The organism is Mesorhizobium sp. USDA 3734 (assembly GCF_056279665.1).
Genome location: NZ_JBWCCW010000001.1, coordinates 4,048,808 through 4,069,803 on the forward strand (window position 1 = coordinate 4,048,808; position 20,996 = coordinate 4,069,803).

21 protein-coding genes are annotated in these 20,996 nt (G+C 63.7%); 7 read left to right on the forward strand and 14 right to left on the reverse strand.

The features are described from left to right. Position 1: 1 nt before the first annotated feature. On the reverse strand, positions 2-610 hold the full coding sequence (locus ACZ89F_RS19855; protein WP_476093710.1) for a TetR/AcrR family transcriptional regulator: 609 nt from the start codon (positions 608-610) through the stop codon (positions 2-4). A gap of 120 nt (positions 611-730) precedes the next feature. On the opposite strand from ACZ89F_RS19855, the gene ACZ89F_RS19860 reads away from it, so the two are divergent. After that, on the forward strand, positions 731-1,954 hold the full coding sequence (locus ACZ89F_RS19860) for an MFS transporter (protein WP_476093711.1): 1,224 nt from the start codon (positions 731-733) through the stop codon (positions 1,952-1,954). Between the two features lie 42 nt (positions 1,955-1,996). Here ACZ89F_RS19860 and ribB read toward each other — a convergent pair whose 3' ends face one another. Both ribB and aroC read right to left on the reverse strand, forming a co-directional pair. Then, positions 1,997-3,097: a 3,4-dihydroxy-2-butanone-4-phosphate synthase gene (ribB, locus tag ACZ89F_RS19865; protein WP_109662220.1), complete on the reverse strand. Its 1,101-nt coding sequence runs from the start codon at positions 3,095-3,097 to the stop codon at positions 1,997-1,999. A 109-nt stretch (positions 3,098-3,206) separates the two neighbouring features. After that, the gene (gene aroC / locus ACZ89F_RS19870) at positions 3,207-4,316 is read right to left on the reverse strand and encodes a chorismate synthase (protein ID WP_476093712.1); all 1,110 of its coding nucleotides are present in this window, start codon (positions 4,314-4,316) and stop codon (positions 3,207-3,209) included. 178 nt (positions 4,317-4,494) lie between these two features. Between aroC and ACZ89F_RS19875 the strand changes: the two genes are divergently transcribed. Further along, the gene (locus ACZ89F_RS19875; RefSeq protein WP_476093713.1) at positions 4,495-4,755 is read left to right on the forward strand and encodes a DUF1344 domain-containing protein; all 261 of its coding nucleotides are present in this window, start codon (positions 4,495-4,497) and stop codon (positions 4,753-4,755) included. Between the two features lie 132 nt (positions 4,756-4,887). Here ACZ89F_RS19875 and ACZ89F_RS19880 read toward each other — a convergent pair whose 3' ends face one another. The 4 genes from ACZ89F_RS19880 to ACZ89F_RS19895 form a co-directional block, all read right to left on the reverse strand. Further along, entirely contained in the window at positions 4,888-5,475 is a 588-nt protein-coding gene (locus ACZ89F_RS19880) for a histidine phosphatase family protein (RefSeq protein ID WP_476093714.1), read from the reverse strand. 45 nt (positions 5,476-5,520) lie between these two features. Next, positions 5,521-6,339, reverse strand: a complete 819-nt coding sequence (gene fabI / locus ACZ89F_RS19885) for an enoyl-ACP reductase FabI (protein ID WP_128288839.1) — start codon at positions 6,337-6,339, stop codon at positions 5,521-5,523. A 106-nt stretch (positions 6,340-6,445) separates the two neighbouring features. Continuing rightward, positions 6,446-7,375 (reverse strand): DnaJ C-terminal domain-containing protein, encoded by a 930-nt coding sequence (locus tag ACZ89F_RS19890; protein WP_476093715.1) that lies wholly within the window; start codon positions 7,373-7,375, stop codon positions 6,446-6,448. A gap of 193 nt (positions 7,376-7,568) precedes the next feature. Continuing rightward, on the reverse strand, positions 7,569-8,030 hold the full coding sequence (locus ACZ89F_RS19895) for an RT0821/Lpp0805 family surface protein (protein ID WP_476093716.1): 462 nt from the start codon (positions 8,028-8,030) through the stop codon (positions 7,569-7,571). A 58-nt stretch (positions 8,031-8,088) separates the two neighbouring features. On the opposite strand from ACZ89F_RS19895, the gene pdxH reads away from it, so the two are divergent. Then, entirely contained in the window at positions 8,089-8,706 is a 618-nt protein-coding gene (pdxH, locus tag ACZ89F_RS19900; RefSeq protein WP_476093717.1) for a pyridoxamine 5'-phosphate oxidase, read from the forward strand. A 9-nt stretch (positions 8,707-8,715) separates the two neighbouring features. On the opposite strand, the gene ACZ89F_RS19905 is transcribed toward pdxH, so the two are convergent. Then, complete coding sequence (locus ACZ89F_RS19905; protein ID WP_476093718.1) at positions 8,716-9,468, reverse strand: crotonase/enoyl-CoA hydratase family protein; 753 nt, start codon at positions 9,466-9,468, stop codon at positions 8,716-8,718. A 19-nt stretch (positions 9,469-9,487) separates the two neighbouring features. After that, complete coding sequence (locus ACZ89F_RS19910) at positions 9,488-11,257, reverse strand: acyl-CoA dehydrogenase (protein WP_476093719.1); 1,770 nt, start codon at positions 11,255-11,257, stop codon at positions 9,488-9,490. 216 nt (positions 11,258-11,473) lie between these two features. Between ACZ89F_RS19910 and ACZ89F_RS19915 the strand changes: the two genes are divergently transcribed. After that, positions 11,474-11,692, forward strand: coding sequence for a hypothetical protein (locus tag ACZ89F_RS19915; protein ID WP_476093720.1), 219 nt, complete (start codon positions 11,474-11,476; stop codon positions 11,690-11,692). A 108-nt stretch (positions 11,693-11,800) separates the two neighbouring features. Then, positions 11,801-12,958, forward strand: a complete 1,158-nt coding sequence (locus tag ACZ89F_RS19920; RefSeq protein ID WP_476093721.1) for a glycoside hydrolase family 25 protein — start codon at positions 11,801-11,803, stop codon at positions 12,956-12,958. A gap of 24 nt (positions 12,959-12,982) precedes the next feature. Here the strand turns inward: ACZ89F_RS19920 and purD are convergent, their stop codons facing one another. After that, the gene (purD, locus tag ACZ89F_RS19925; RefSeq protein WP_476093722.1) at positions 12,983-14,260 is read right to left on the reverse strand and encodes a phosphoribosylamine--glycine ligase; all 1,278 of its coding nucleotides are present in this window, start codon (positions 14,258-14,260) and stop codon (positions 12,983-12,985) included. 154 nt (positions 14,261-14,414) lie between these two features. Further along, on the reverse strand, positions 14,415-15,236 hold the full coding sequence (locus tag ACZ89F_RS19930; protein WP_476093723.1) for a phytanoyl-CoA dioxygenase family protein: 822 nt from the start codon (positions 15,234-15,236) through the stop codon (positions 14,415-14,417). A gap of 89 nt (positions 15,237-15,325) precedes the next feature. Here ACZ89F_RS19930 and ACZ89F_RS19935 point away from each other — a divergent pair, with 89 nt between their 5' ends. Beyond that, on the forward strand, positions 15,326-16,237 hold the full coding sequence (locus ACZ89F_RS19935; protein ID WP_476093724.1) for a LysR family transcriptional regulator: 912 nt from the start codon (positions 15,326-15,328) through the stop codon (positions 16,235-16,237). Between the two features lie 68 nt (positions 16,238-16,305). Continuing rightward, complete coding sequence (gene ubiA / locus ACZ89F_RS19940; RefSeq protein ID WP_476097317.1) at positions 16,306-17,289, forward strand: 4-hydroxybenzoate octaprenyltransferase; 984 nt, start codon at positions 16,306-16,308, stop codon at positions 17,287-17,289. 21 nt (positions 17,290-17,310) lie between these two features. Here the strand turns inward: ubiA and ACZ89F_RS19945 are convergent, their stop codons facing one another. The 3 genes from ACZ89F_RS19945 to ACZ89F_RS19955 form a co-directional block, all read right to left on the reverse strand. Next, positions 17,311-17,877 carry a DUF6101 family protein gene (locus tag ACZ89F_RS19945; protein WP_476093725.1) on the reverse strand — a complete coding sequence of 189 codons (567 nt, stop codon included), beginning with the start codon at positions 17,875-17,877 and terminating at the stop codon, positions 17,311-17,313. 186 nt (positions 17,878-18,063) lie between these two features. Then, entirely contained in the window at positions 18,064-19,494 is a 1,431-nt protein-coding gene (locus ACZ89F_RS19950; protein ID WP_476093726.1) for an FAD-binding oxidoreductase, read from the reverse strand. Between the two features lie 24 nt (positions 19,495-19,518). After that, on the reverse strand, positions 19,519-20,478 hold the full coding sequence (locus tag ACZ89F_RS19955) for an L-threonylcarbamoyladenylate synthase (protein WP_476093727.1): 960 nt from the start codon (positions 20,476-20,478) through the stop codon (positions 19,519-19,521). Positions 20,479-20,996: the final 518 nt, after the last annotated feature.

Consider the following 20,996-nt stretch of genomic DNA (forward strand, 5'->3'; position numbering starts at 1 on the left):
TTCAGTCCGGCTGCGGACCCGGCCTTTTGAGCAGGCCTTCGAGCAGTTGCTTGAACGCCGTCACCACCTTCTTCGACGTCGCTTCGGGGTCGCTCGAATTGGCGATCCGTTGCGCCGCCTGACTGCTCGCACCGTTGATCAGCCGCGAGGCAGTCTCGGGGTCGAGGCTGGGGACGACAACCCCCTCCTCCTGCAGCGTCGTCAGATGGCCGGTCATTGACGCGATGCACGCATTGGCATTGGGCCATTGTGCCGGATCCCCCAGGACGGCCGGACCATCGCGGAACATGATGCGCTGGATTTCCGGCTCCAGCGCCATCTCGATATAGGTTGTGCATTCGTCGACGAAATGCTGCCAGCGGGTCGGTGCCCTCGCCGCCACTTCGTTCACGCGCGCCGCCATCTCGCCGTCGATTTCGGCGATGACTGCCTGCAGCAGGCCCTTCTTGTCGCCAAAATGATGATAGAGCGCGCCGCGCGTCAGCCCGGCCGAGGCGGTGAAATCATCCATCGAGGCTTCGGCATAGCCTGTTGTGCCGAAGGCATGGCGGGCTGCCGCAATCAGCTTGGCACGCGTCTCGGCGATCATTTCCCTGCGAGGTCTGCGCATGGCTTCTGGACCTATTCACATACGCTGCGTATGCCAATTGACATACGCAGCGTATGCTCTATTTAACAATCATACGCTTCGTATGTAATTGTCGAATCGTCCTTTGTCGAGGAACCACCCATGCAAAATCCCTATTCGGAAATCTTTCGTGCCCCCGGAGCCAAGGGCTTTGCCGTCGCCGGCTTCATGGCGCGCCTGCCGATCGCCATGGCGCCAATCGGCATCGTGGCGATGCTGTCGCAGACGCGTGGCGAATACTGGCTGGCGGGTGCGGTCTCCGCGACATACGCGCTGGCCAACGCTTTCGTCACGCCGCAGATATCGAGACTGGTGGACCGCCTGGGCCAGACACAGATCGTGGTGCCCACCACCATCATCTCCGTGCTGGCTTTCGCCGTCCTGATTGCGGCGGCCAATCAGGACTGGCCGGTTTGGACGTTGTTCGTGTCGGCGTTGCTGGCCGCCGCCATGCCCAGCATGCCGGCAATGGTGCGTGCGCGCTGGACCGAGATTTTTCGCGGGCGGCCGCAGATGAACACCGCCTTCGCCTTCGAGTCGGCGGCCGACGAGCTGGTCTACATCGCCGGGGCCTCGCTGTCGGTGGGCCTGAGTGCCGCCCTGTTCCCGGAAGCTGGTGTCCTGGTCAGCACGCTATTCCTCGCCCTTGGCTCGGCAGCCTTTATCCTGCAGCGTTCGACCGAACCGCAAGTGCGGCCGGTCAATCATGTCTCGAGCGGCTCGGCAATCCGCCTGCGGCCGGTTCAGATCATCACCTTTGCCCTGATCTTCATCGGCGCGACCTTCGCGACGACGGAAGTGAGCACGGTGGCAATCACCAAGGAACTCGGTCAGCCGGGCGCCGCCAGCTTTGTCATCGGCGTTTATGCGCTGGGATCGTTCGTGCTCGGCCTCGTCGTCGGCGCGCTCAGCCTGAAAGCGCCGCTGCAACGCCAGTTGGCCATCGCAGTCGCCCTCGTCGCGCTCGGCACGCTGCTGCCGCTCACCGCCGACACCGTGCCACTGCTGGCGGTGACCGTGTTCATCAGCGGTGTGGCGATCTCGCCGACCTTCATCACCGCTTTCGGCCTGATCGAGCGGCATGTGCCGGAGGCGATGCTGACCGAAGGCATCACCTGGGTCATGACCGGCATCGGCATCGGCATGGCGCTCGGCTCGTTTGCCGCCGGCGCGGTGGTCGATGCGTTCGGTGCCCAGAGCGGGTTCTGGGTCTCGGTGGCGTCAGGCACCATTGCCCTGGCCACGGTGCTGCTTGGCCAGCGCAGCCTTGCCACGCCCGAATGCGAATTGGACGGATGCGAAGCAGCAGCCGTTCCCGCGGAATGATCCACGAAGCGCCCGGTATCGAACGAGCCGGGCGTTAACGGCTCAGAGAATCTCGGTCTTGGCGATGTGGATGCCAAAACCTTCGAGGCCGACATAGTGGCGTTCGCGCGAGGCGATCAGGTTGATCGACGAAATGCCGAGATCCTTGAGGATCTGCGCGCCGAGCCCGATCTCGCGCCACTCATTTTCACGGCGGCGCGCCTCTTCATGATCCTCGCGGTCGCCGCTGGCCGGCCGCTTGCGCTCCTGATGGGCGACGCCGACAGAGCCTTCTCTGAGATAGACGATGACGCCGCGCCGGCGCTCACCCATCGACTTCATGATGCCGTCGAGCCGGTGGCTGGTGCCGAAGACGTCGGTCACAACATCCTCGGAATGCAGACGCACCGGCACATCCTCGCCGTCGCGGATGTCGCCGAAGACGATGGCGACGTGATGCATGGAGTCCCAGGGCAGCGTGTAGGTGAAGACCTGCGCCTTGCCGCCGAGCGTGTCGATTTCGGAGCACGCGACGCGTTCGACCAGCGTTTCCTTGCGTTGCCGATAGGCGATGAGGTCGGCCACCGAAACCTGCTTCAGGCCATGCTCCTCGGCGAAAGCCTGCACCTGCGGGCCGCGCTTGACGGTGCCGTCGTCGTTGACCAGCTCGGAAATGACGCCGACCGGCGGCAGGCCGGCGAGCTTGCACAGGTCGACCGCGGCCTCTGTATGGCCTGAGCGCATCAGCACGCCGCCTTCGCGCGCGATCAGCGGGAAGATGTGGCCAGGCCGGACGAAATCCGAGCCGCCGACATTGCCGTTGGCAAGATTGCGAACCGTCAGCGTGCGGTCCTCGGCCGAAATGCCGGTGGTGGTGCCATGCTTGAAATCGACGCTGACGGTGAAAGCAGTGGTATGGGCGGAGTCGTTGTCGGCGACCATCGGCGCAAGGTTAAGCCGCTTGGCTTCTTCGCGCGGCATCGGCGTGCAGACGATGCCGGACGTGTGGCGAACAATGAAGGCCATCTTTTCGGGCGTGCAGTGGACGGCGGCGACGATCAGGTCGCCCTCGTTCTCGCGCCCGTCATCATCCATGACGACGACGATCTCGCCGCGTTCGAAAGCGCGCAGGGCTTCGACGATTTTCTTCTGGTCGTAAGGCATGAACGCTCGCTTCGCTCGCAGGGCAGTAGGGGAATAGGGCAGGATGGCAGTAGGGAAAAGGAAAATCTGGCTGTGTTCGGCGGGCTGGGTAACATATTGCCCTACTGCCTTACTGCCCTACTCCCCTTCCTGTTTGTCCCCGATGCCGCAGATAGTGATCGGCAATCGCGCAGGCAACCATTGCCTCGCCGATCGGCACGGCGCGAATGCCGACGCATGGATCGTGGCGGCCCTTGGTCATGATCTCGACGTCCTTGCCATCCTTGTCGATCGACTTTCGCGGCGTCAGGATCGACGAGGTCGGCTTGACGGCGAAACGGGCGACGATCGCCTGGCCGGTCGAGATGCCGCCCAGGATGCCGCCAGCGTTGTTGGACAGGAACACCGGCTTGCCGTCATTGCCGATGCGCATCTCGTCGGCATTCTGCTCGCCGGTGATGCGGGCGGCCTCGAAACCGTTGCCGATCTCGACGCCCTTGACGGCGTTGATCGACATCAGGCCGGAGGCGATGTCCTGGTCGAGCTTGGCATAGATCGGCGCGCCGAGGCCGGCAGGAACGCCGTCGGCGACGATTTCGATCACCGCGCCGACCGAGGACCCCGCCTTGCGGATGCCGTCGAGATACTGCGTGAAGACGGGAACGGAAGCCGGATCGGGGGTGAAAAACGGATTTTCCGCATCGCCGATGAAATTCCAGTTCCAGTTGGCGCGGTCGATGGATTTTTCGCCCATCGACACCAGCGCGCCGCGCACCACCACGCCGGGCACCACCTTGCGCGCCAAGGCACCGGCCGCCACCCTAGCTGCCGTCTCGCGAGCAGATGAGCGGCCGCCGCCACGATAATCGCGCACGCCGTATTTGACGTCATAGGTGTAATCGGCATGGCCGGGCCGATACTGGCGGGCGATCTCGCCATAATCCTTTGAGCGCTGGTCGACATTCTCGATCAGCATCGACACCGGCGTGCCGGTGGTGATCATGGTCTCGCCGTCCTCGTCGAGGATGAAGCCTGACAGCACCTTCACTTCATCAGGTTCGCGACGCTGCGTCACGAAACGTGACTGGCCCGGCCGGCGCTTGTCTAGCTCGGCCTGGATGTCGGCTTGAGTAAAGCGGATGCCGGGCGGACACCCGTCGACCACGCAGCCGAGCGACGGGCCATGGCTTTCGCCCCAGGTGGTGACGCGGAAAAGGTGGCCGAACGTGTTGTGAGACATGAAATGACCCTGCCCGGCATCGGAGCCGGCTCAAGGTTGCCTTCTATTGGCGTTTTTCACAGGGGTCAAACTGTGATCTGGCGGATTTAGTTTTGACACATTCGGTTGGTTTCTGCTCTGCTCCATCCGCTGTTGAACGCCCGCCGCCATGCCGGCGCAATGATAAAGAGGAACGATTATGCGTACCCTGATTGGCGCCTTTGCCGCCACGCTGCTGCTTTCCACCGCCGCTTTCGCCGGCCAGACCGAAGGCTTGATCAAGAAGATCGACAAGGACACGGCGACACTGACGCTGGATGACGGCAAGTCCTACAAGCTGAACGCGGAGACAGATCTCGACGCGCTGAAGCCGGGCATGGACATCGTCATCGCCTACGATGTGACCAATGGTGAAAACGTCATCACCGACATGGAGCTTCCGGACAGCTCGGCCAATTAGAGCTTCCTGCCAAGATCGGGCGGCGGTTCCGCTCCTCTAAGCGCGCCGCGTTCGAACGGATTCAGGCGACGCGCTTTGGGTCTTTGATTTTGCGCATGGCGTTCGCCCAAAACCGAGGCTGCATTCGCTGGCTTACAGCCACTCGAGACTCTTGCCTTCGAGCTTGAGCAAACGATCCTGCGGTATTTCCAGGTTCGCTGCCTCGTCCTCGGCCAATCCCAGAACGAAGCGAAACAAGGTGCGCATCACGCCACCATGGGTCACGCAGACCGTCTGGCGGTTGATCGCGTCGAAGCATGGCCTGACGCGTTCGAGCAGCATCTGGTAACTCTCCGCGCCTTCGCCGGGCGGCTGAAAGTTCCATTTGTCCAGAGCGCGCGTGCTGCTCGCTCCGGGATACCGTGTCTCGAGCTCGGGAAAGGTAAATCCCTGCCAATCGCCGAAATTGACTTCGACGAGGCGCGGATCGGTTCGATAGGCACCAGGATCGAGCTTCATCGCGGTGCGGATGCGCTGCATCGTTTCGCGTGTCCGCTTCATCGGGCTGGCGACGAAGTCGAATTCCCAGGGATTTTGAACCAGTTCGGCGAGCCGATGGCCGTTTTCGGTCGCCTGTCTGCGGCCGAGTGCGTTGATATCCGTGTCGGCCTGCCCCTGAAGCCGGAATTCGGCGTTCCACGCGGTCTGGCCGTGGCGCACGATGTAAACCAGCGGATACATCAGGTCTTCCGGTGCGGGATCGGGACGGACGACGTTTGGCGGGGGTTAGTCCTTCACCGTCGAAATGTCGGGCGCGTCGACCGCCTTCATGCCGACGACATGGTAGCCCGAATCGACGTGATGCACTTCGCCGGTGACGCCGCGCGACAGGTCGGACAGGAAATAGACGCCGGAATCGCCGACTTCCTCCTGCGTCACCGTCTGCTTCAGCGGCGAATTGTACTCGTTCCACTTCAGGATGTAGCGGAAATCGCCGATGCCGGAGGCGGCAAGCGTCTTGATCGGGCCAGCCGAGATGGCGTTGACGCGGATCTTCTTGGCGCCGAGGTCGACCGCCAGGTAGCGCACGCTGGCCTCGAGCGCCGCCTTGGCGACACCCATGACGTTGTAGTGCGGCATCACCTTTTCGGCGCCATAGTAGGTCAGCGTCAGCAGCGAGCCGCCATTGGTCATCAGCGCCTCGGCGCGCTTGGCAATGGTGGTGAAGGAATAGACCGAAATGTCCATGGTGCGCAGGAAATTGTCGCGCGTCGTCTCGACATAGCGGCCGGTCAGCTCGTCCTTGTCGGAAAAGGCGATGGCGTGGACGAGGAAATCAAGCTTGCCCCAGTGCCTGGCGACATTGGCGAAAACCTCGTCCAGGCTCGCCGGGTCGGTGACGTCGCAATGGCCGGCGACAAAGGCGCCCAGTTCCGCCGCCAGCGGCTCGACGCGCTTCTTGAACGCCTCGCCCTGATAGGTCAGCGCGATCTCGGCGCCATGGTCGACGCACGACTTGGCAATGCCATAGGCGATCGACCTGTTATTGGCGACGCCAAGAATAAGGCCGCGCTTGCCGGCCATTAGGCCCTGTCCACCCGCCATGTGAGCGCTCTCCGCAAGATTTCTGCTTTGTGGAGTGCCCTATCGCACAGGCACAGAGCCCCTTCAAGCGCTCAAACCGGACAGTTCGGGGGACAAAAGCCGTCGATCAGTCTTTTTGGCCGCGCAACAGCGCTTCGAGCGCGCTATCGCCGCCTTCCGGCAGCATGATCCGCACATGGGCGTAGAGATCGCCGTGGCCGCCGGCCTTTTCGGGCAGGCCCCTGCCCTTCAGCCGCAGGACCTTGTCCGAGCTCGACCAGGCTGGGATGTTGACCGCAAGCCTGCCGGTCGGCGTGTCGACCGGCACCTTGGCGCCGAGCACCGCATCCGCCAGCGTCACCGGCAGGTCGGCGTGCAGGTCGCGGCCCTCGATGCGGTAGCGCGGATGCCGGCGCAGATGGATCTTGACCAGCGCGTCGCCCGGCTGGCCCGGCCCCTGCTCGCCTTGCCCCTTCAGCCGAATGGTCTGGCCATCCTCGACATAGGCCGGCAGCTTCACCGCCACCTTGCGGCCGTCGGGGAACATCGCCGTCACCTTTTCGGCGGTGGCCGCTTCCTCAATGGTGACGTCGAGCGTCACGTTCAGGTCGGCAGCGGTCGCCGGCTGACGGCGATCGCCCGTGCCGGCACCGCGCGCGCCCGAAAAGGCGTCACCGAAAATCTGGCTGAAGATGTCGCTGTTGCCGTCGAACGGATCGCCGCCCGGGCGGCCGGAGCGGAATTCAAATCGGGAACCGCCAGGACCTTGCTGCCGGCGAAAACCGCCGAAGGGGTCGCCGCCACCGGCCGCGCCCTCAAAGCCCTGGAATCGCGGCTTGCCGTCGGCGTCGATCTCGCCGCGATCGAAAGCGGCACGATTCTTTTCGTCGCCGACGATCTCGTAGGCCTGGTTGGCCGCGGCAAAACGGTCCTTCGCCTTGGGATCATTCGGATTCTGATCCGGATGATGCTTCTTGGCGAGTTTCCGATACGCCGATTTTATGTCCTTGGCCGATGCGTTCTTGGCAACGCCCAGCACCTCATAGGGGTCGCGCATGCTTACTGCCCTGGAAAAGAGTTGAGTCTCTGGTTGCCCCCTATATGCGCTCGCATAGGAAGAAATTCCAGTGCTGGAGCCGCATATCAAAAGCGGAAAATCAGAGCCTGATCCGAAAGTCGGTGGCTGAGGATTGGTGAGGGATTTTTGTCGATCCGGAAGGAGCCGATCGCAGCCGACTTTCAAGTCAGGCTCAGAGCGCCTTGAAGTCCTGCATGCGCCAGCCGCCGGCGCTGGCCAAGCACAGCTCGCCTTCGAACATGGCAACGCCATCAAAGCTTTCGCGCGAGGCCTTGAAACGGCGGCATGTCTGGCCGTTGTCCTTCAATTCGGCCAGCCCGGTGATGGAACCGCGTGACCCGGTGCCGGCATTGGCCCACGGCACGGCCTGTCCGCCGAGCTGCTCGATGTCGGCCGAGGACACCGCATTGCCGATCGTCGTCTGGTCGGAGTCGCGATCCGAAACGGCCGAGGCGGCCGAGGTCGATGTGCTGCTGGTCAGGATCGAGCGGTCGACTTCGGCCTTTTCCAGGCTGAAACCACCGGCGCCACAGGCGGCAAGTGGCAAGGCGAATGCCACGATCGCGGCTTTCGTGCTGGCCGAAGCGATAACGCCCCATTGCCTGCTGTCAAAAGCTTGCGCGATACGCGACAATCGGCAACCTCCCCCTGCTTCGCAAGAATCTTGGCTTCGTGACAATTTGAGAAAAACTATGAGTGACACAGAGTTAACAAGCAGTGACTTTACCGAGGCTGCCGAGCCGTTTCGCCTCTTTGCCGCATGGCTGGACGACGCCACGAAAAGCGAGCCGAACGATCCCAATGGCGTGGCGCTGGCAACCGTCGATGCCGACGGCATGCCGGATGTGCGTATGGTGTTGCTCAAGGGGTTCGATGAAGGCGGGTTTGTCTTCTACACGAATTTCGAGAGCGCCAAGGGCCAGGAGATTTTTGGCAGCATGAAGGCGGCGATGTGCTTCCATTGGAAGTCGCTGCGCCGGCAAGTGCGCATTCGCGGACCGGTGGAGATCGTCAGCGACGCTGAAGCCGACGCCTACTATGCGACGCGGCCGCGCGGCAGCCGCATCGGCGCCTGGGCCTCGAAACAGTCGCGGCCGCTGGAAAGCCGATTCGCGCTGGAAAAGGCGGTGGCCGAATACACGGCGCGCCATGCGATCGGCGACATCCCGCGGCCAAAGCACTGGTCGGGCTTCCGCATCGTGCCGCAGACGATCGAATTCTGGCACGACAGGCCGTTCCGGCTGCATGACCGGGTCGTCTTTTCGCGCAACGCCAAAGGCGGTTGGGACAAGACGCGGCTTTATCCTTGAAAGAGCGGCTCAGGCCTTCTTTCTGGTCATGAACGCTGTCAGGGCAGCGCGCGCCTCATCGGATTTCAGCCGCTCGCGAAAATGCTCGCTTTCCTCGCCGATGCGAGCGACTAGGTCGTCGCGCGAGCCGCGCATCAGGTCGCGGGCGATCTTCAGCGCCTGCGGCGGCTTGGCCGCGATCTGTGCGGCGGCAGCCAGTACCGAGGCTTCAAGTGCAGCTTCCTCGACCACCTCGTAGATCAGGCCGGCGGCCTTCGCGCGCTCGGCCGAAAAGCCTTCGCCGAGGCCGAGCAATGCGAACGCAGCTTGCTGCCCCAGTATCCGCGGCGCCAGCAGGCTCGATCCGGCCTCGGGCACCAGGCCGAGATCGACGAACGGCGTCCTGAACACAGTGCGCGGCGTGGCGAAAGTCAGGTCGCAATGCAGATTGAGCGTCGTGCCGATGCCGACCGCGATGCCGTCAACGCCGGAGACGATGGGTTTTTCGACCCTGGCCAGCGCCATTAGGAAATCCCAGACCTCGGTGCCGCCATCGCCACCGGTGGCGACGACCATGAAATCGGCAAGGTCGTTGCCGGAAGAGAAGGCGCCGGGCACACCGAGGAACACGTGGACGCGGATCGCAGGATCGGCGTCACCCTCGGCAAGAGCAGTCGACATTTTCGCATACATGGCGCGCGTCAGCGCGTTCTTCTTGTCCGGCCGGTTCAGGCGGATGATCTGGGTGGCGCCCTGGCGCTCGACGAGGATGTGGTCTGTCACGGTTTTTTCCTTGTGAACGTCAGGCGAAAATCAGCGTTTTACCGGCAACGGCAAGACTCTCGGCGCCATCGACAACGCGCTGCTTCAAGGCACTGACCTCGCCAAGCAGGTTTTCGGCGAAGAAGCGGCAAAGCGCGATGCGGTTGTGATCGGCAAGAGCCCCCTGCGCCAGATAGGTGCCGCCGGCGGCAAGCGAGATCAGCCTGAGATAGGGCGTCGCCCCAGCCAGCGCCTCGTCCGGCCGGTCGTCGGCAGCCAGTTTTTGCAGGAAGCGGGTCGCTTGCGTCAGATCGTCAAGCGCTGTGTCGAGAGCATCGGCGGTGCGGCCGAAACCCTGCAGGTTCGAAGTTCGCACCGCTCCGGCCACCGCCGCCAACTCATCGATGTAGCCATGCACATGGTCGCCGCCGCCGAGTGGCAGCTTGCGTATTACCAGATCAATGGCCTGGATGCCGTTGGTGCCCTCGTAGATCGGGGCGATGCGCGCATCGCGATAGAGTGCGGCCGCACCCGTCTCCTCGATGAAGCCCATGCCGCCATGCACCTGGACGCCGAGCGAGGCAACCTCGACGCCGACATCCGTCGAAAAAGCCTTGGCCAGCGGCGTCAGCAGATTGGCACGGTCGCGCCAGTGCGCCGCCTCGTCGCCGTTAGAGACGCGTGCCAGGTCGATGGCGTGGGCACAGGAATAGCTGATCGCCCGCGCGATCTGTGTCAGCGCCTTCATGGTCAGGAGATTGCGCTGCACGTCGGGGTGATGGACGATCGGCGCCATGCCGGCGCCAGCGTAGCTTGCGGCCTTGCCCTGCCGGCGGTCGTTGGCATAGGCAATCGCCTTCTGCGTTGCGGCCTCGGCGACCGCGACCCCCTGCATGCCGACACAAAGCCGCGCATTGTTCATCATCGTGAACATGCAGGCGAGGCCCTTGTTCTCCTCGCCGATCAGCCAGCCGACGGCGCCCGGCTTGGCGCCCTGGAAACCATCGCCATAGATCATGGTGCAGGTCGGCGAGGCATGGATGCCGAGCTTGTGCTCGAGGCCGGAACAGAAGACGTCGTTGCGGGCGCCCAGCGAGCCATCGTCGCCGACCAGGAATTTCGGCACCAGGAACAGCGATATGCCGCGCGTTCCGGCGGGCGCATCGGGCAACCGCGCCAGAACCAGGTGGATGATGTTGTCGGTAAAATCGTGCTCGCCATAGGTGATGAAGATTTTCTGGCCGAAGATGCGGTAGCTGCCGTCACCGGCGGGCTCGGCGCGGGCGCGTAAGGCTGCGAGGTCCGAACCGGCCTGTGGCTCGGTCAGGTTCATCGTGCCCATCCACTCGCCCGAGACGAGCTTTTCGAGATATTTCGACTTGAGTTCCTGCGAGGCGTGTTTGTCGAGCGCTTCGACCGCGCCCATGGTCAGCGTCGGGCCGATGCCAAAGGCCATGGCGGCGGAGTTCCACATTTCGAGCGCTGCGACGCCGAGCATGGTCGGCAGCGCCTGGCCGCCATAGGCCTCAGGCCCGGAGAGCGCGTTCCAGCCGCCGTCGATCCAGCGGCGATAGAGTTGCTTCCAGCCGAGCGGTGTGGTGACGGCGGCGTCCTTCAGCACGGCACCTTGCTGATCGCCGATCTTGTAGAGCGGTGCGACCTCTTCGGTGGCGAAGCGACCGGCCTCACCCAGAACGGCATCGACCAGATCCTCGCCGAGATCGCCGAACCTGCCGGCATCAAGCGCCGATTTCATGCCGGCCACGTGCTTGAGCGTGAACGCGATATCCTCGACCGGTGCCCGATACATGCCGCTCACTCCTCCTGATGCATCGGCCCTGCTAACCTTAGAGTTAGTGCCGCTGCAAAACCATCCGCTCTTTGGCCGGCCTCCCATCTTCTTTTTACGTAAACGTCAAATTTTGTCACGCGGATTTTGCAATCGCGGCGGCGCGTATTAAATTCAATCGGCGCCGAACCAAATCAACCGGCGACAGATCAGAACCAGCCGACCGGAACCATCCCTATGCTCGCCAGACCCGACGCCTATCGCTGCATCGAATGTGGCCTACCCTATCGAGCGGAGGGGTTCTGCTACCATGAGGGCAAACTCGAACACGGCGCCGCCTACTGGTCTGATCGCGGCATATTGTGCTCGCCGCAGTGCTCCCTCGTCCACCACCGCAAACGCGCCGCCGAAGGCACGCTGCGGCAGGAGCCGGCGCCGGACCCGTTTGGATTCTAGCCACTGATACGACGCCAGCTTTTCTGACGCCGGCCCCGAAAGCAAATCCTTAACCATAGCGGTTCAGCATCTGCCTTTGATCAACGGGGATTCCCTGTTTTGAAAAGGATGACGCGGCTCCTTCGCCGCACAGCGCTTCTCGCCTTGACGGCGACGATGGCGCTGTCGACGGCGGCAAAGGCTTCGGATTTTTCCGAACCCTGGAAGAACGCTGATCGCGCCCTGGTCGTCGATGCCTACGAATACAATTCCATCGACTGGGCCCAACTCGCCACCGACAAGCGGGTCGTCGGCTTCATCAACAAGGCGTCCGACGGCATGCCGCCGCCCTATTTCTGTTTGGGCGGCGACACCGAGGTGAAGCTCTGCAAGTCGCTGTGGAAACGCCATGCGGTGACACGCGAGCTGTTCCAGACGCGCCGGGTGGTCGCCAAGGCACTCGGGCTTAAATGGGGTGCCTACCACCTCGCCCGCCCCGGCAATCCGGTCGAGCAGGCCAATAATTTCCTCGATTTCGCCGAGCCTGCACCGGACGATCTCATGGCTCTCGACATTGAGGGCAACGATCCTTCGCAATGGATGTCGCTCGACGATGCGGAGGAGTTCGCGCGCCAGGTGCATCGGCGCATCGGCCGTTTCCCGGTGCTCTACACCAACGGCAAGACCGCCCAGTACATTGCCGACAACAGCTACCGATACCGGCTCCTGTCGCGGCTGCCGCTCTGGTATGCCCGTTACAAGTCCGACATCGACGTGCATTTTCCGATGGGCAACTGGCAAGGCTACGCACTGTGGCAGTTTTCGGCGCAAGCCAATTGCGGCCGGTTCCGCTGTCCTTACAGGGTTGCCGGCACGCCCAACGACATCGACGTCAATGTCGCGCCGACGGACGCCGCCACGCTGCGCGCGCAATGGCCGTTTGGCGGACTCATCGACGTGCCGCCCGACTATCTCGCCTCGATACCCCTTCCGGTCTCACGCGAGGCCGGCCTCGCCGGCAATGTCACCATCACCTACGCCTCAGTGGCAGCGCCGCCGACTTTCGAAGAGATGGTCATGGCGTTGGGCACGCGCTGGACGAAATTTCGCGACGGTTTCCGCATGCCAGTCGTGAAGACGGTGCCGCGGCGGCCGGGCTTCGGCATCGTCCAATATGTCGCCTGGAAGCGGACCGAACAGCGTTCGCCCGCACAACTCGACGCTGCCTTTGCCGCCGCCGATCCGCTCAGCACCGCTTCGACCGAGATCGATCGCGGTTTGCGGTAGACTGCCGTCTCCCAATACAGAATTTCAGCCAGCCTGTTCGCGTGCCACGGCCTGCCAGCCGATGTCACGGCGGCAGAACCCGTCCGGCCAGTCGATGCGGTCGAGCGCGGCATAGGCACGTCTCTGCGCCTCACCGACCGTGCTTCCCGTCGCCGTGACGTTGAGGACGCGGCCGCCATTGGCAACCAGCGCGCCGCCATTGATGGCAGTCCCGGCGTGGAAGATCTGGACACCGTCGCTCGCCGCATCTTCGACGCCGCGGATGACCGAGCCTTTTTCCGGCGTGCCGGGATAGCCCCTGGCCGCCATCACCACGGTGAGCGCTGTCTCGTCGCGCCAGCGTACCGACATATGCGCCAGCTGGCCGTCGGTTGCCGCGTTGAGCAGGACCAGCAGATCGTCCTTCAGCCGCATCATCAGCACCTGGCATTCCGGATCGCCGAAACGGGTGTTGTATTCGATCAGCTTCGGGCCTTTGTCCGTGATCATCAGCCCGGCGAACAGCACGCCGGAGAACGGCGCGCCTGCTGCAGCCATGCCGCGCATGGTTGGCTCGATGATCTCGCGCATGGTGCGCTCGACCAGTTCCGGCGTCATCACCGGGGCCGGCGAATAGGCGCCCATGCCGCCGGTGTTGGGGCCGGTGTCGCCATCGCCGACGCGCTTGTGATCCTGTGCAGTACCGAAGGGCAGCGCGGTGGTGCCGTCGCAGAGGCAGAAGAAACTCGCCTCCTCGCCGGTCATGAACTCCTCGACCACAACTTCCGCGCCTGCAGCACCGAAAGAACCATCGAAACAGGCATCGAGTGCGGCCTGTGCTTCGCCGAGCGTCATGGCGACGGTGACGCCCTTGCCGGCAGCAAGCCCGTCGGCCTTGATGACGATCGGCGCGCCCGTCTTTTCGACATAGGCCTTGGCCGAGGCCAGATCACTGAAACGGCCATAGGCGGCGGTCGGGATGTTGTAGCGCGCACAGAGGTCCTTGGTGAAACCCTTCGAGCCTTCCAACTGTGCGGCGGCTTTGGAGGGCCCGAAGACGCGGATGTTTCCGGCGCGAAGATCGTCGGCAATGCCGGCGACCAGTGGCCCTTCCGGACCGACCACGACGAGGTCGATATCTTTCTCCCGGCAGAACGCGGCTACAGCGGCATGGTCGGCTATGTCCAGCTTCACCAGTTCGGCCTCACTGCCGATGCCCGGATTGCCGGGGGCGGCATAAAGCTTCGTCAGCAGCGGCGACGCGGCGATCTTCCAGGCGAGCGCATGTTCGCGGCCGCCGGAGCCGAGAAGAAGAACGTTCATGGCCACCTCTTGATACCGATCTCTCAGAGAACCCGCTATTGCTCTCTGCAGGACGGGTCAAGGCATCAGGGTGTTTTGATCGGAATTGCGCACGGGAACATTACCCCAGCCGAATATGGGCGCAGACTACCGGCGCCCATATTCTGGCTGCCGCTCAGCCTTGGTAGACCACCGGAAACCAGTCCTCGCGCAGTCTCTGCCCCGGCTGCATGCCATGGCCGTGATAGGGCGGCGAGGTGCGCCCCGGGCGCTCGACATAGCGGGCATCGTCACCGACCCAGCGCAGCGACAGCGCCCGGCGCCGCGCCGCAGTCATGTTGCCGCGCGCGCCATGCGCGGTCCTGAAGTCGAACAGGATGGCGTCGCCCGGCTCCATTTCCCACTCGAGCACTTTCAGCGACGGATCATTGTCGGGATTGGGCACCGGCAGATAGTCGCCCTCGCCGGCATAGAAATTGCTGTCGTCGAGCCAGCGCACCGGCAGGATCATCTTGTCCCATTTGTGAGAACCGGCGATCAGCCGCAGTGTCGCTTCCTTCACCGGGTCGATGGGTATCCAGAAGCTCACGGTCTGCTGGCCATCGACGAAGTAATAGGGGATGTCCTGATGCCAGGGCGTCGGCTTCTGCGTGCCGGGTTCCTTGACCAGCACATGATCGTGGAAGAACTGCGCGGTGCGCGACTGCATCACCGCCGCCGCCAGTTCGGCGGCGGGCGAGTCCCGCACCACGCTGACGAATTCGGGAATGCGTTCCCAGTTGCAATAGTCGTCGAAGAAACTGCCGCGGCCGTTGGCGATGTCGGACGCGGTGGCGCTGCGGTTCTGCATGTTGCGCTCGATGCCGGCGGCAATCGTGTCGACCCAGCCCTTGAAGGCGCCGCGAATGCACACCGCGCCGTCACGCTGATAGTCGGCGATCGTCTTTGCATTGATGGTCTGGGCGTCGATTGTCCGGGTGTCGGCTACGGAAGCCATGGCGTTCTCCTCTTGGAATGAACCGACTATCGCAAGCGGCATTCATTCAGTAAAATAATAACTTCCCATTTGATACATAGGACGACCCTATGAGCGTGACCCTCACCCAATTGCGTTATGTTGTCGCCGTCGCGCGTCACGGCAGCGTCACAGGGGCGGCGAAGGTGCTGAACGTTTCGCAGCCGTCGATCTCGGTGGCCATCGACGCCGTCGAAAAGAATTTCGGCCAGAAACTGTTCGTCCGCCAGCGGGGAAGCGGCGTGTTGCCGACATCGTTTGGCCGCGCCGTCGTGGCCAAGGCAAGACAGGTTCTCACCGAAACGGACGAACTCATCGGCCTGGGCTCAAGCAAATCGGCTGTCAGCGGGGAACTGGTGCTGGGATGCTTCGAGGACCTGGCACCGTTCTTCGCGCCGGCCCTGCTCCGCGCCTTCTCCGAACGCTATCCAGCCGTGAAGGTCGTCGTTCGCGACGAGACGTTCGAGACGCTTGGGCGGCGGCTCGGCGATGCGGCCATCGATCTCGGCCTCACCTATGACCTCAGCCTGCCGACGCATTTCGCCCGCATCCTGCTGCGCGAACTTCGTCCGCATGCACTGTTGCCGGCAGGCCATGCCCTGGCGGGCCGGCCAACGGTCAGCCTTGCCGATCTGGCCGCCTATCCGCTGATCACCACGGACCAGCCGCACAGCTGGCAGCATATGCTCGACCTGTTCCGCAGCCGCGGCCTTTCGCCAGTGGCCGACTCGACGACAAGCTCGTTCGAACTGCAGCGCTCCATGGTCGCCAACGGTTTCGGCGTTGCGGTCAGCTATACCCGCCCGCACGGCGACCGCAGCTATGACGGGCTGCCGCTCGTCTGCAAGCCGCTGTCGGATCCGCTGCCCATGCAGCGGATCCTGCTCACCTATGACACGCATCAGCATGTGTCGAATGCGGCGCTGTCCTTCATCGACGTGGCCAAGGGTTGGTTCGCCACCCGCGACATCTTTGCCTCGTGAAAGGCTGACCGGCGCCGCTCCTCCGCTTGCCGCTTGACGGTTTCCGCCGCTGCTGCCACTCCATGGAGATGGAAACTATCCAGTCGAAAGCGGCCCAGGGCCGTGTCGCCGATGCGCCGAACGGCCATTGGGTCTACCGCGTGCTGCCGCGCTCGATATGGCCCTATGCACAGCTTGCCCGATGGGACCGGCCGATCGGCTGGCAGCTGCTGCTGTGGCCTTGCTGGTGGTCGGCTGCCCTTGCGGCGAGCGCCTATCCGCGTCCTGGCGATCCGCTGCTCTCGCTGCTGCCGGCGCCCTGGTATCTCGTGCTGTTCCTGATCGGCGCCATCGCGATGCGCGGCGCCGGCTGCACCTACAACGACCTCGTCGACGAGGACATCGACAACCAGGTCGAGCGCACGCGTTCGCGGCCACTGCCGTCGGGCAAGGCGACGCGCCGGCGGGCATGGCTGTTTATTGCCCTGCAGGCCCTGGTCGGCCTCGTGGTGCTCATACAGTTCAACAGCTTCGCCATCCTGCTCGGCATCTGCTCGCTGGCGATCATCGCCATCTATCCGTTCATGAAGCGGATAACCAACTGGCCGCAACTTTTCCTTGGCCTTGCCTTTTCCTGGGGCGCGCTGATGGGATGGGCGGTCGAGTTCGGCGATCTCGATGGCCCCGCAATCATGCTCTATATCGGCTCCATCCTGTGGGTGATCGGCTACGACACGATCTACGCGCATCAAGACAAGGAAGATGACGCCATCGTCGGCGTGCGCTCGACGGCACGCCTGTTCGGCGACAACACCAAATCATGGCTGGCAGGGCTCTATGGCGGCGCGCTGATCTGCTTTGCCATTGCCTTCGCGTCGGCGCAGGCGCCGGTGGTGGCGCTGGCCGGACTGATCGCCGCCGGCGCCCATATGGCGCGGCAGATCGCCGTGTTGGATATCGACAATCCGGACCAATGCCTGCGCCTGTTCAGGTCGAACAACCAGATCGGCTGGCTGATCTTCCTGGGCCTGATCGGCGGGGCGCTATGGGTGGCGCTGAAGCCGCTGGTCTAGCGGCTTCGCTTTTCTTGATGCTCACTCGCGCGAAATAATCTCCTGACCGTCGATGACCAGCCTGAGACCGAGGTCGCCGGCCCTGCGGCGAGCGAGGAAGCGCGGGCGGCGCATGTTGGAAATGCGGCCCTTGCGGCGATCCTGCGGCGGCAGCGTCTTGATGGCGGCGCCGAGCGATTCTTCCAGGGTGCGGGCGACGCCGTCCGATTCGATCAGCAGCATCGGCAGACGGTAGGCGTCGGCCCAGGCGCGCCAGTCGGCGGCGACATCGTCAAGATCGTCGGCGACCAGCAGCGGCACCGACAGCATCGGATCGTTGTGCAGGAGTTCCAGGGTCACCGTGACATTGCCGTCCGGGTCCTCCATGGCGCGGGCGGCAACGCCGCGAAAAGCATTGGCGGGCAGAGCGATGATCGCCGGCACGCCGCTCATCTCGAGCAGGCGGCGGATCACGGCGCCGCGCTGGTCGATGGTGAAGGTCACATCGCCGTAGTCGTCGCGTGTCGCGTAGCTCACCACTTGCGGCAGGCGAAATGGGTCGAGGCGCATGTTGCGTCCCGCCCAGACTGGCTTCAGTCCGGTGTTCATAGAGTGGCCTTCCTGTCTGTCTCCTGAGAGCCGGTGTCCGGTTCTCTCCGGGCCGGTTTTTCCAGCCTCGTTTGTATGGAGACAGTAGCGCGGGCTCCTTACCGCCCCGCTTAAGAAAGTCGGTTAAATTTTGCTGATCTCAGGGATGGTTATCGGAATCCCACCAGCCACAAGATGTCGAAAGGATCAGATAACCTTACCCGGATTCATGATGCCGGCCGGGTCGAAGGCAGCCTTCACCCTTCGCATCAGATCGATCGCCATCGGCGGCGCGGTGGCAATGAGTTCGTCCCGCTTCAACTGGCCGATACCATGCTCGGCCGAGATCGAACCGTGCAGGCTGCGCACGACATCGTGCACCGCCTTGTTCATGGTGTGATAGAGAGCGAGAAACGCCTCGTCGTCGCCATCCACGGGCCGCGAGATGTTATAGTGCAGATTGCCATCGCCCATGTGGCCGAAGCAAACCACGCGGGCGCCGGCGCTCACCGACGCCACGGCGCCGGCGGCCTCCGCGATGAAACGCGGGATCATTGCCACAGGCACCGAAATGTCGTGCTTGATCGAGGCACCCTCCGGCTTTTGCGCCTCGGGCAGCAGTTCGCGGAAATTCCAGAAGGCGTCCCCTTGCCCGAGACTTGCGGCGATGACGGCGTCGCCGACGAATTCCTGTTCGAGGCCTGCCGAAAGCACATCTTCGATCAACGCTCGCGAATCCTCCGACGAACGGCCTGATGAAATCTGCATCAGCACGTACCACGGCCAGTCGTCGACCAGGGGCCGCACCACGCCCTGGGCATGCGCCAGTGTGAAATCGTATGGCCGCTTGCCGATCAGTTCGAAGGCGGTGAGTGCTGCCCCGGCGCGGTCCATGGCCAGGCTGAACAGGGAAAGTGCGGCTTCAGGCGACGATAGGCCGACAAACGCGACCTCGCGACCCCTCGGCTTCGGAAACAGCTTGAGCACGGCGGCGGTGATGACGCCGAGCGTGCCCTCGGCGCCGACGAAGAGGTTCTTCAGATCGTAACCGGTGTTGTCCTTCTTCAGCTTGCGCAGATCGTCGAACACCTCGCCGGTCGGCAGCACCACCTCGACACCGAGACAGAGTTCGCGCGCATTGCCATAGGCAAGCACCCCGGTGCCGCCGGCATTGGACGACAAATTGCCGCCGATCTGGCAGGAGCCTTGCGCGGCCAGCGACAGGGGAAACAGCCGGTCGGCGGCGTCCGCTGCCTCCTGCAGCGTCTGCAGGATGACGCCGGCTTCGACCGTCACCGTGTTGGACAGGACATCGATCTCGCGAATGCGGTTGAGCCGGGACAGCGACAGGATGATCTCGCGGCCGGATTTGTCCGGCACCTGGGCGCCGACCAGGCCGGTATTGCCGCTTTGCGGCACGATTGGCGTTCCCGTCTCGGTCGCCAGCCGCATGATCCGGCTGACCTCTGAGACGCTGCCCGGCCGCAGCACCAGCGATGTCGCGCCGTGCCAGAGCCCACGCCGCTCAATGAGGTAAGGCGCGATATCCTGCTCATCGCGCAGCGCATATTTGTCGCCGACGATCGCGGCGAAGCGATCGATGAGAGCAGTGTCGAGTGTCTCTGAAATTTCGGTCATGGGGGAAAACTATGTTGCGGGCTGTTAGATGTCACGAGGGGCGGCGGCACGCGAGAGGCGATCATTGATCGCCTCTCCGAGACCGTCGAGGGGAACCGGCTCGACGGCGATGGTCCGCGCGCCGCTGCGGTCGAGCTCCTGCATATAGGCAAACAGATTGCTGGCCGCTTCGCGTAGGTCGCCTGTCTCGGATAAATTGAGGAAAGCGACGGCGCGGCACCAGCCGTCCGCCCGCTGGCCGCCAAAGCCAAGCAGGGCTTCGCCCTCCCCGACCGTGCCGGCATTGAGCCGCATTGCGGCACCCGGCGCGTAGTGCGAGGCAAGCATGCCGGGCGCCTCGACGCCGGCGGCACCGCCGCGCAACAATTCCATGCCGATGGCCGCTTCGATCTCCCCGGCGGCAATGCCACCGGGCCTCAGCAGCCGCATTCTGTCCCCCTCCGCCTTGACGATGGTCGATTCCAGCCCGACCGGTGTCGCGCCGCCATCGACTACCAGCTTTATCCGTGCGCCGAGATCGGCCGCCACCGCTTGCGCGGTCGTCGCGCTGATCTTGCCGGATGAATTGGCGCTGGGTGCTGCAAGCGGACGACCGAGCCTGGCGATCAGGTCGCTGCCAAAACCCCTCGGCATGCGCAAGGCGATCGTATCGAGCCCGGCCGTGACCAGCGGATGGATGCCGTTGCCGGGCCGTTGCGGCAGCACCAGCGTCAGCGGGCCTGGCCAGAATGCCAGCGCCAGTTTCTTCGACAGCGGATCGAACAGTGCGAGGCGCTCGGCCATCGCCATGTCGGCGACATGGGCGATCAGCGGGTTGAAGCGCGGCCGCCCCTTGGCTTCGAAGATGCGCGCCACGCCGATGCCGTTGGTGGCGTCGCCGGCAAGCCCGTAGACGGTTTCCGTGGGGATGGCGACGACATCGCCGCCCCGGAGCAGCGTCAGCGCCCGTTCCATTGCCTCGCCGACGGCAAGTATTTCAGCCACGCTCGTCACCTCACAGATGCCGGGTGCGTAGTACGATGGCGGCCGTTGAGCAAGTCGGTGTTGGGCAAGGCAACTGTTGGCCAAACGGGGCATTGGCGATTTATCAATTCCTAAAATGCTACGTTTCCGCGAAAGCCCGCATCAATCGCGGCCTGCTATTGAGCAGCTTCTGGGCAAAAGGGAGCTATATCAGTGTCTGTGCGTATACTGATGGGGATCGTTCTGGCCGTGGTGACCGGTGGGGCTCAGGCCTCGTCGCTGGTTTTTCCCGGTGCGCCGTCCTCGACACCGTCGATCGTCAGGGTCGGTGCCCCCAACCAGCCCAGAACCGCCGAAGCTGCCAACACCAAGGATGCGCCGTCGGTGCTGGCACTTGGCGCAGCAGAGCCCGACGTCACCTATGAAAAGGTGGCGGCGATCCCGGACAAGCCCGAGGCCAGGCATGGCCCGACGTCACCTATGAAAAGGTGGCGGCGATCCCGGACAAGCCCGAGGCCAGGCATGGCTTCCAGCCAGGT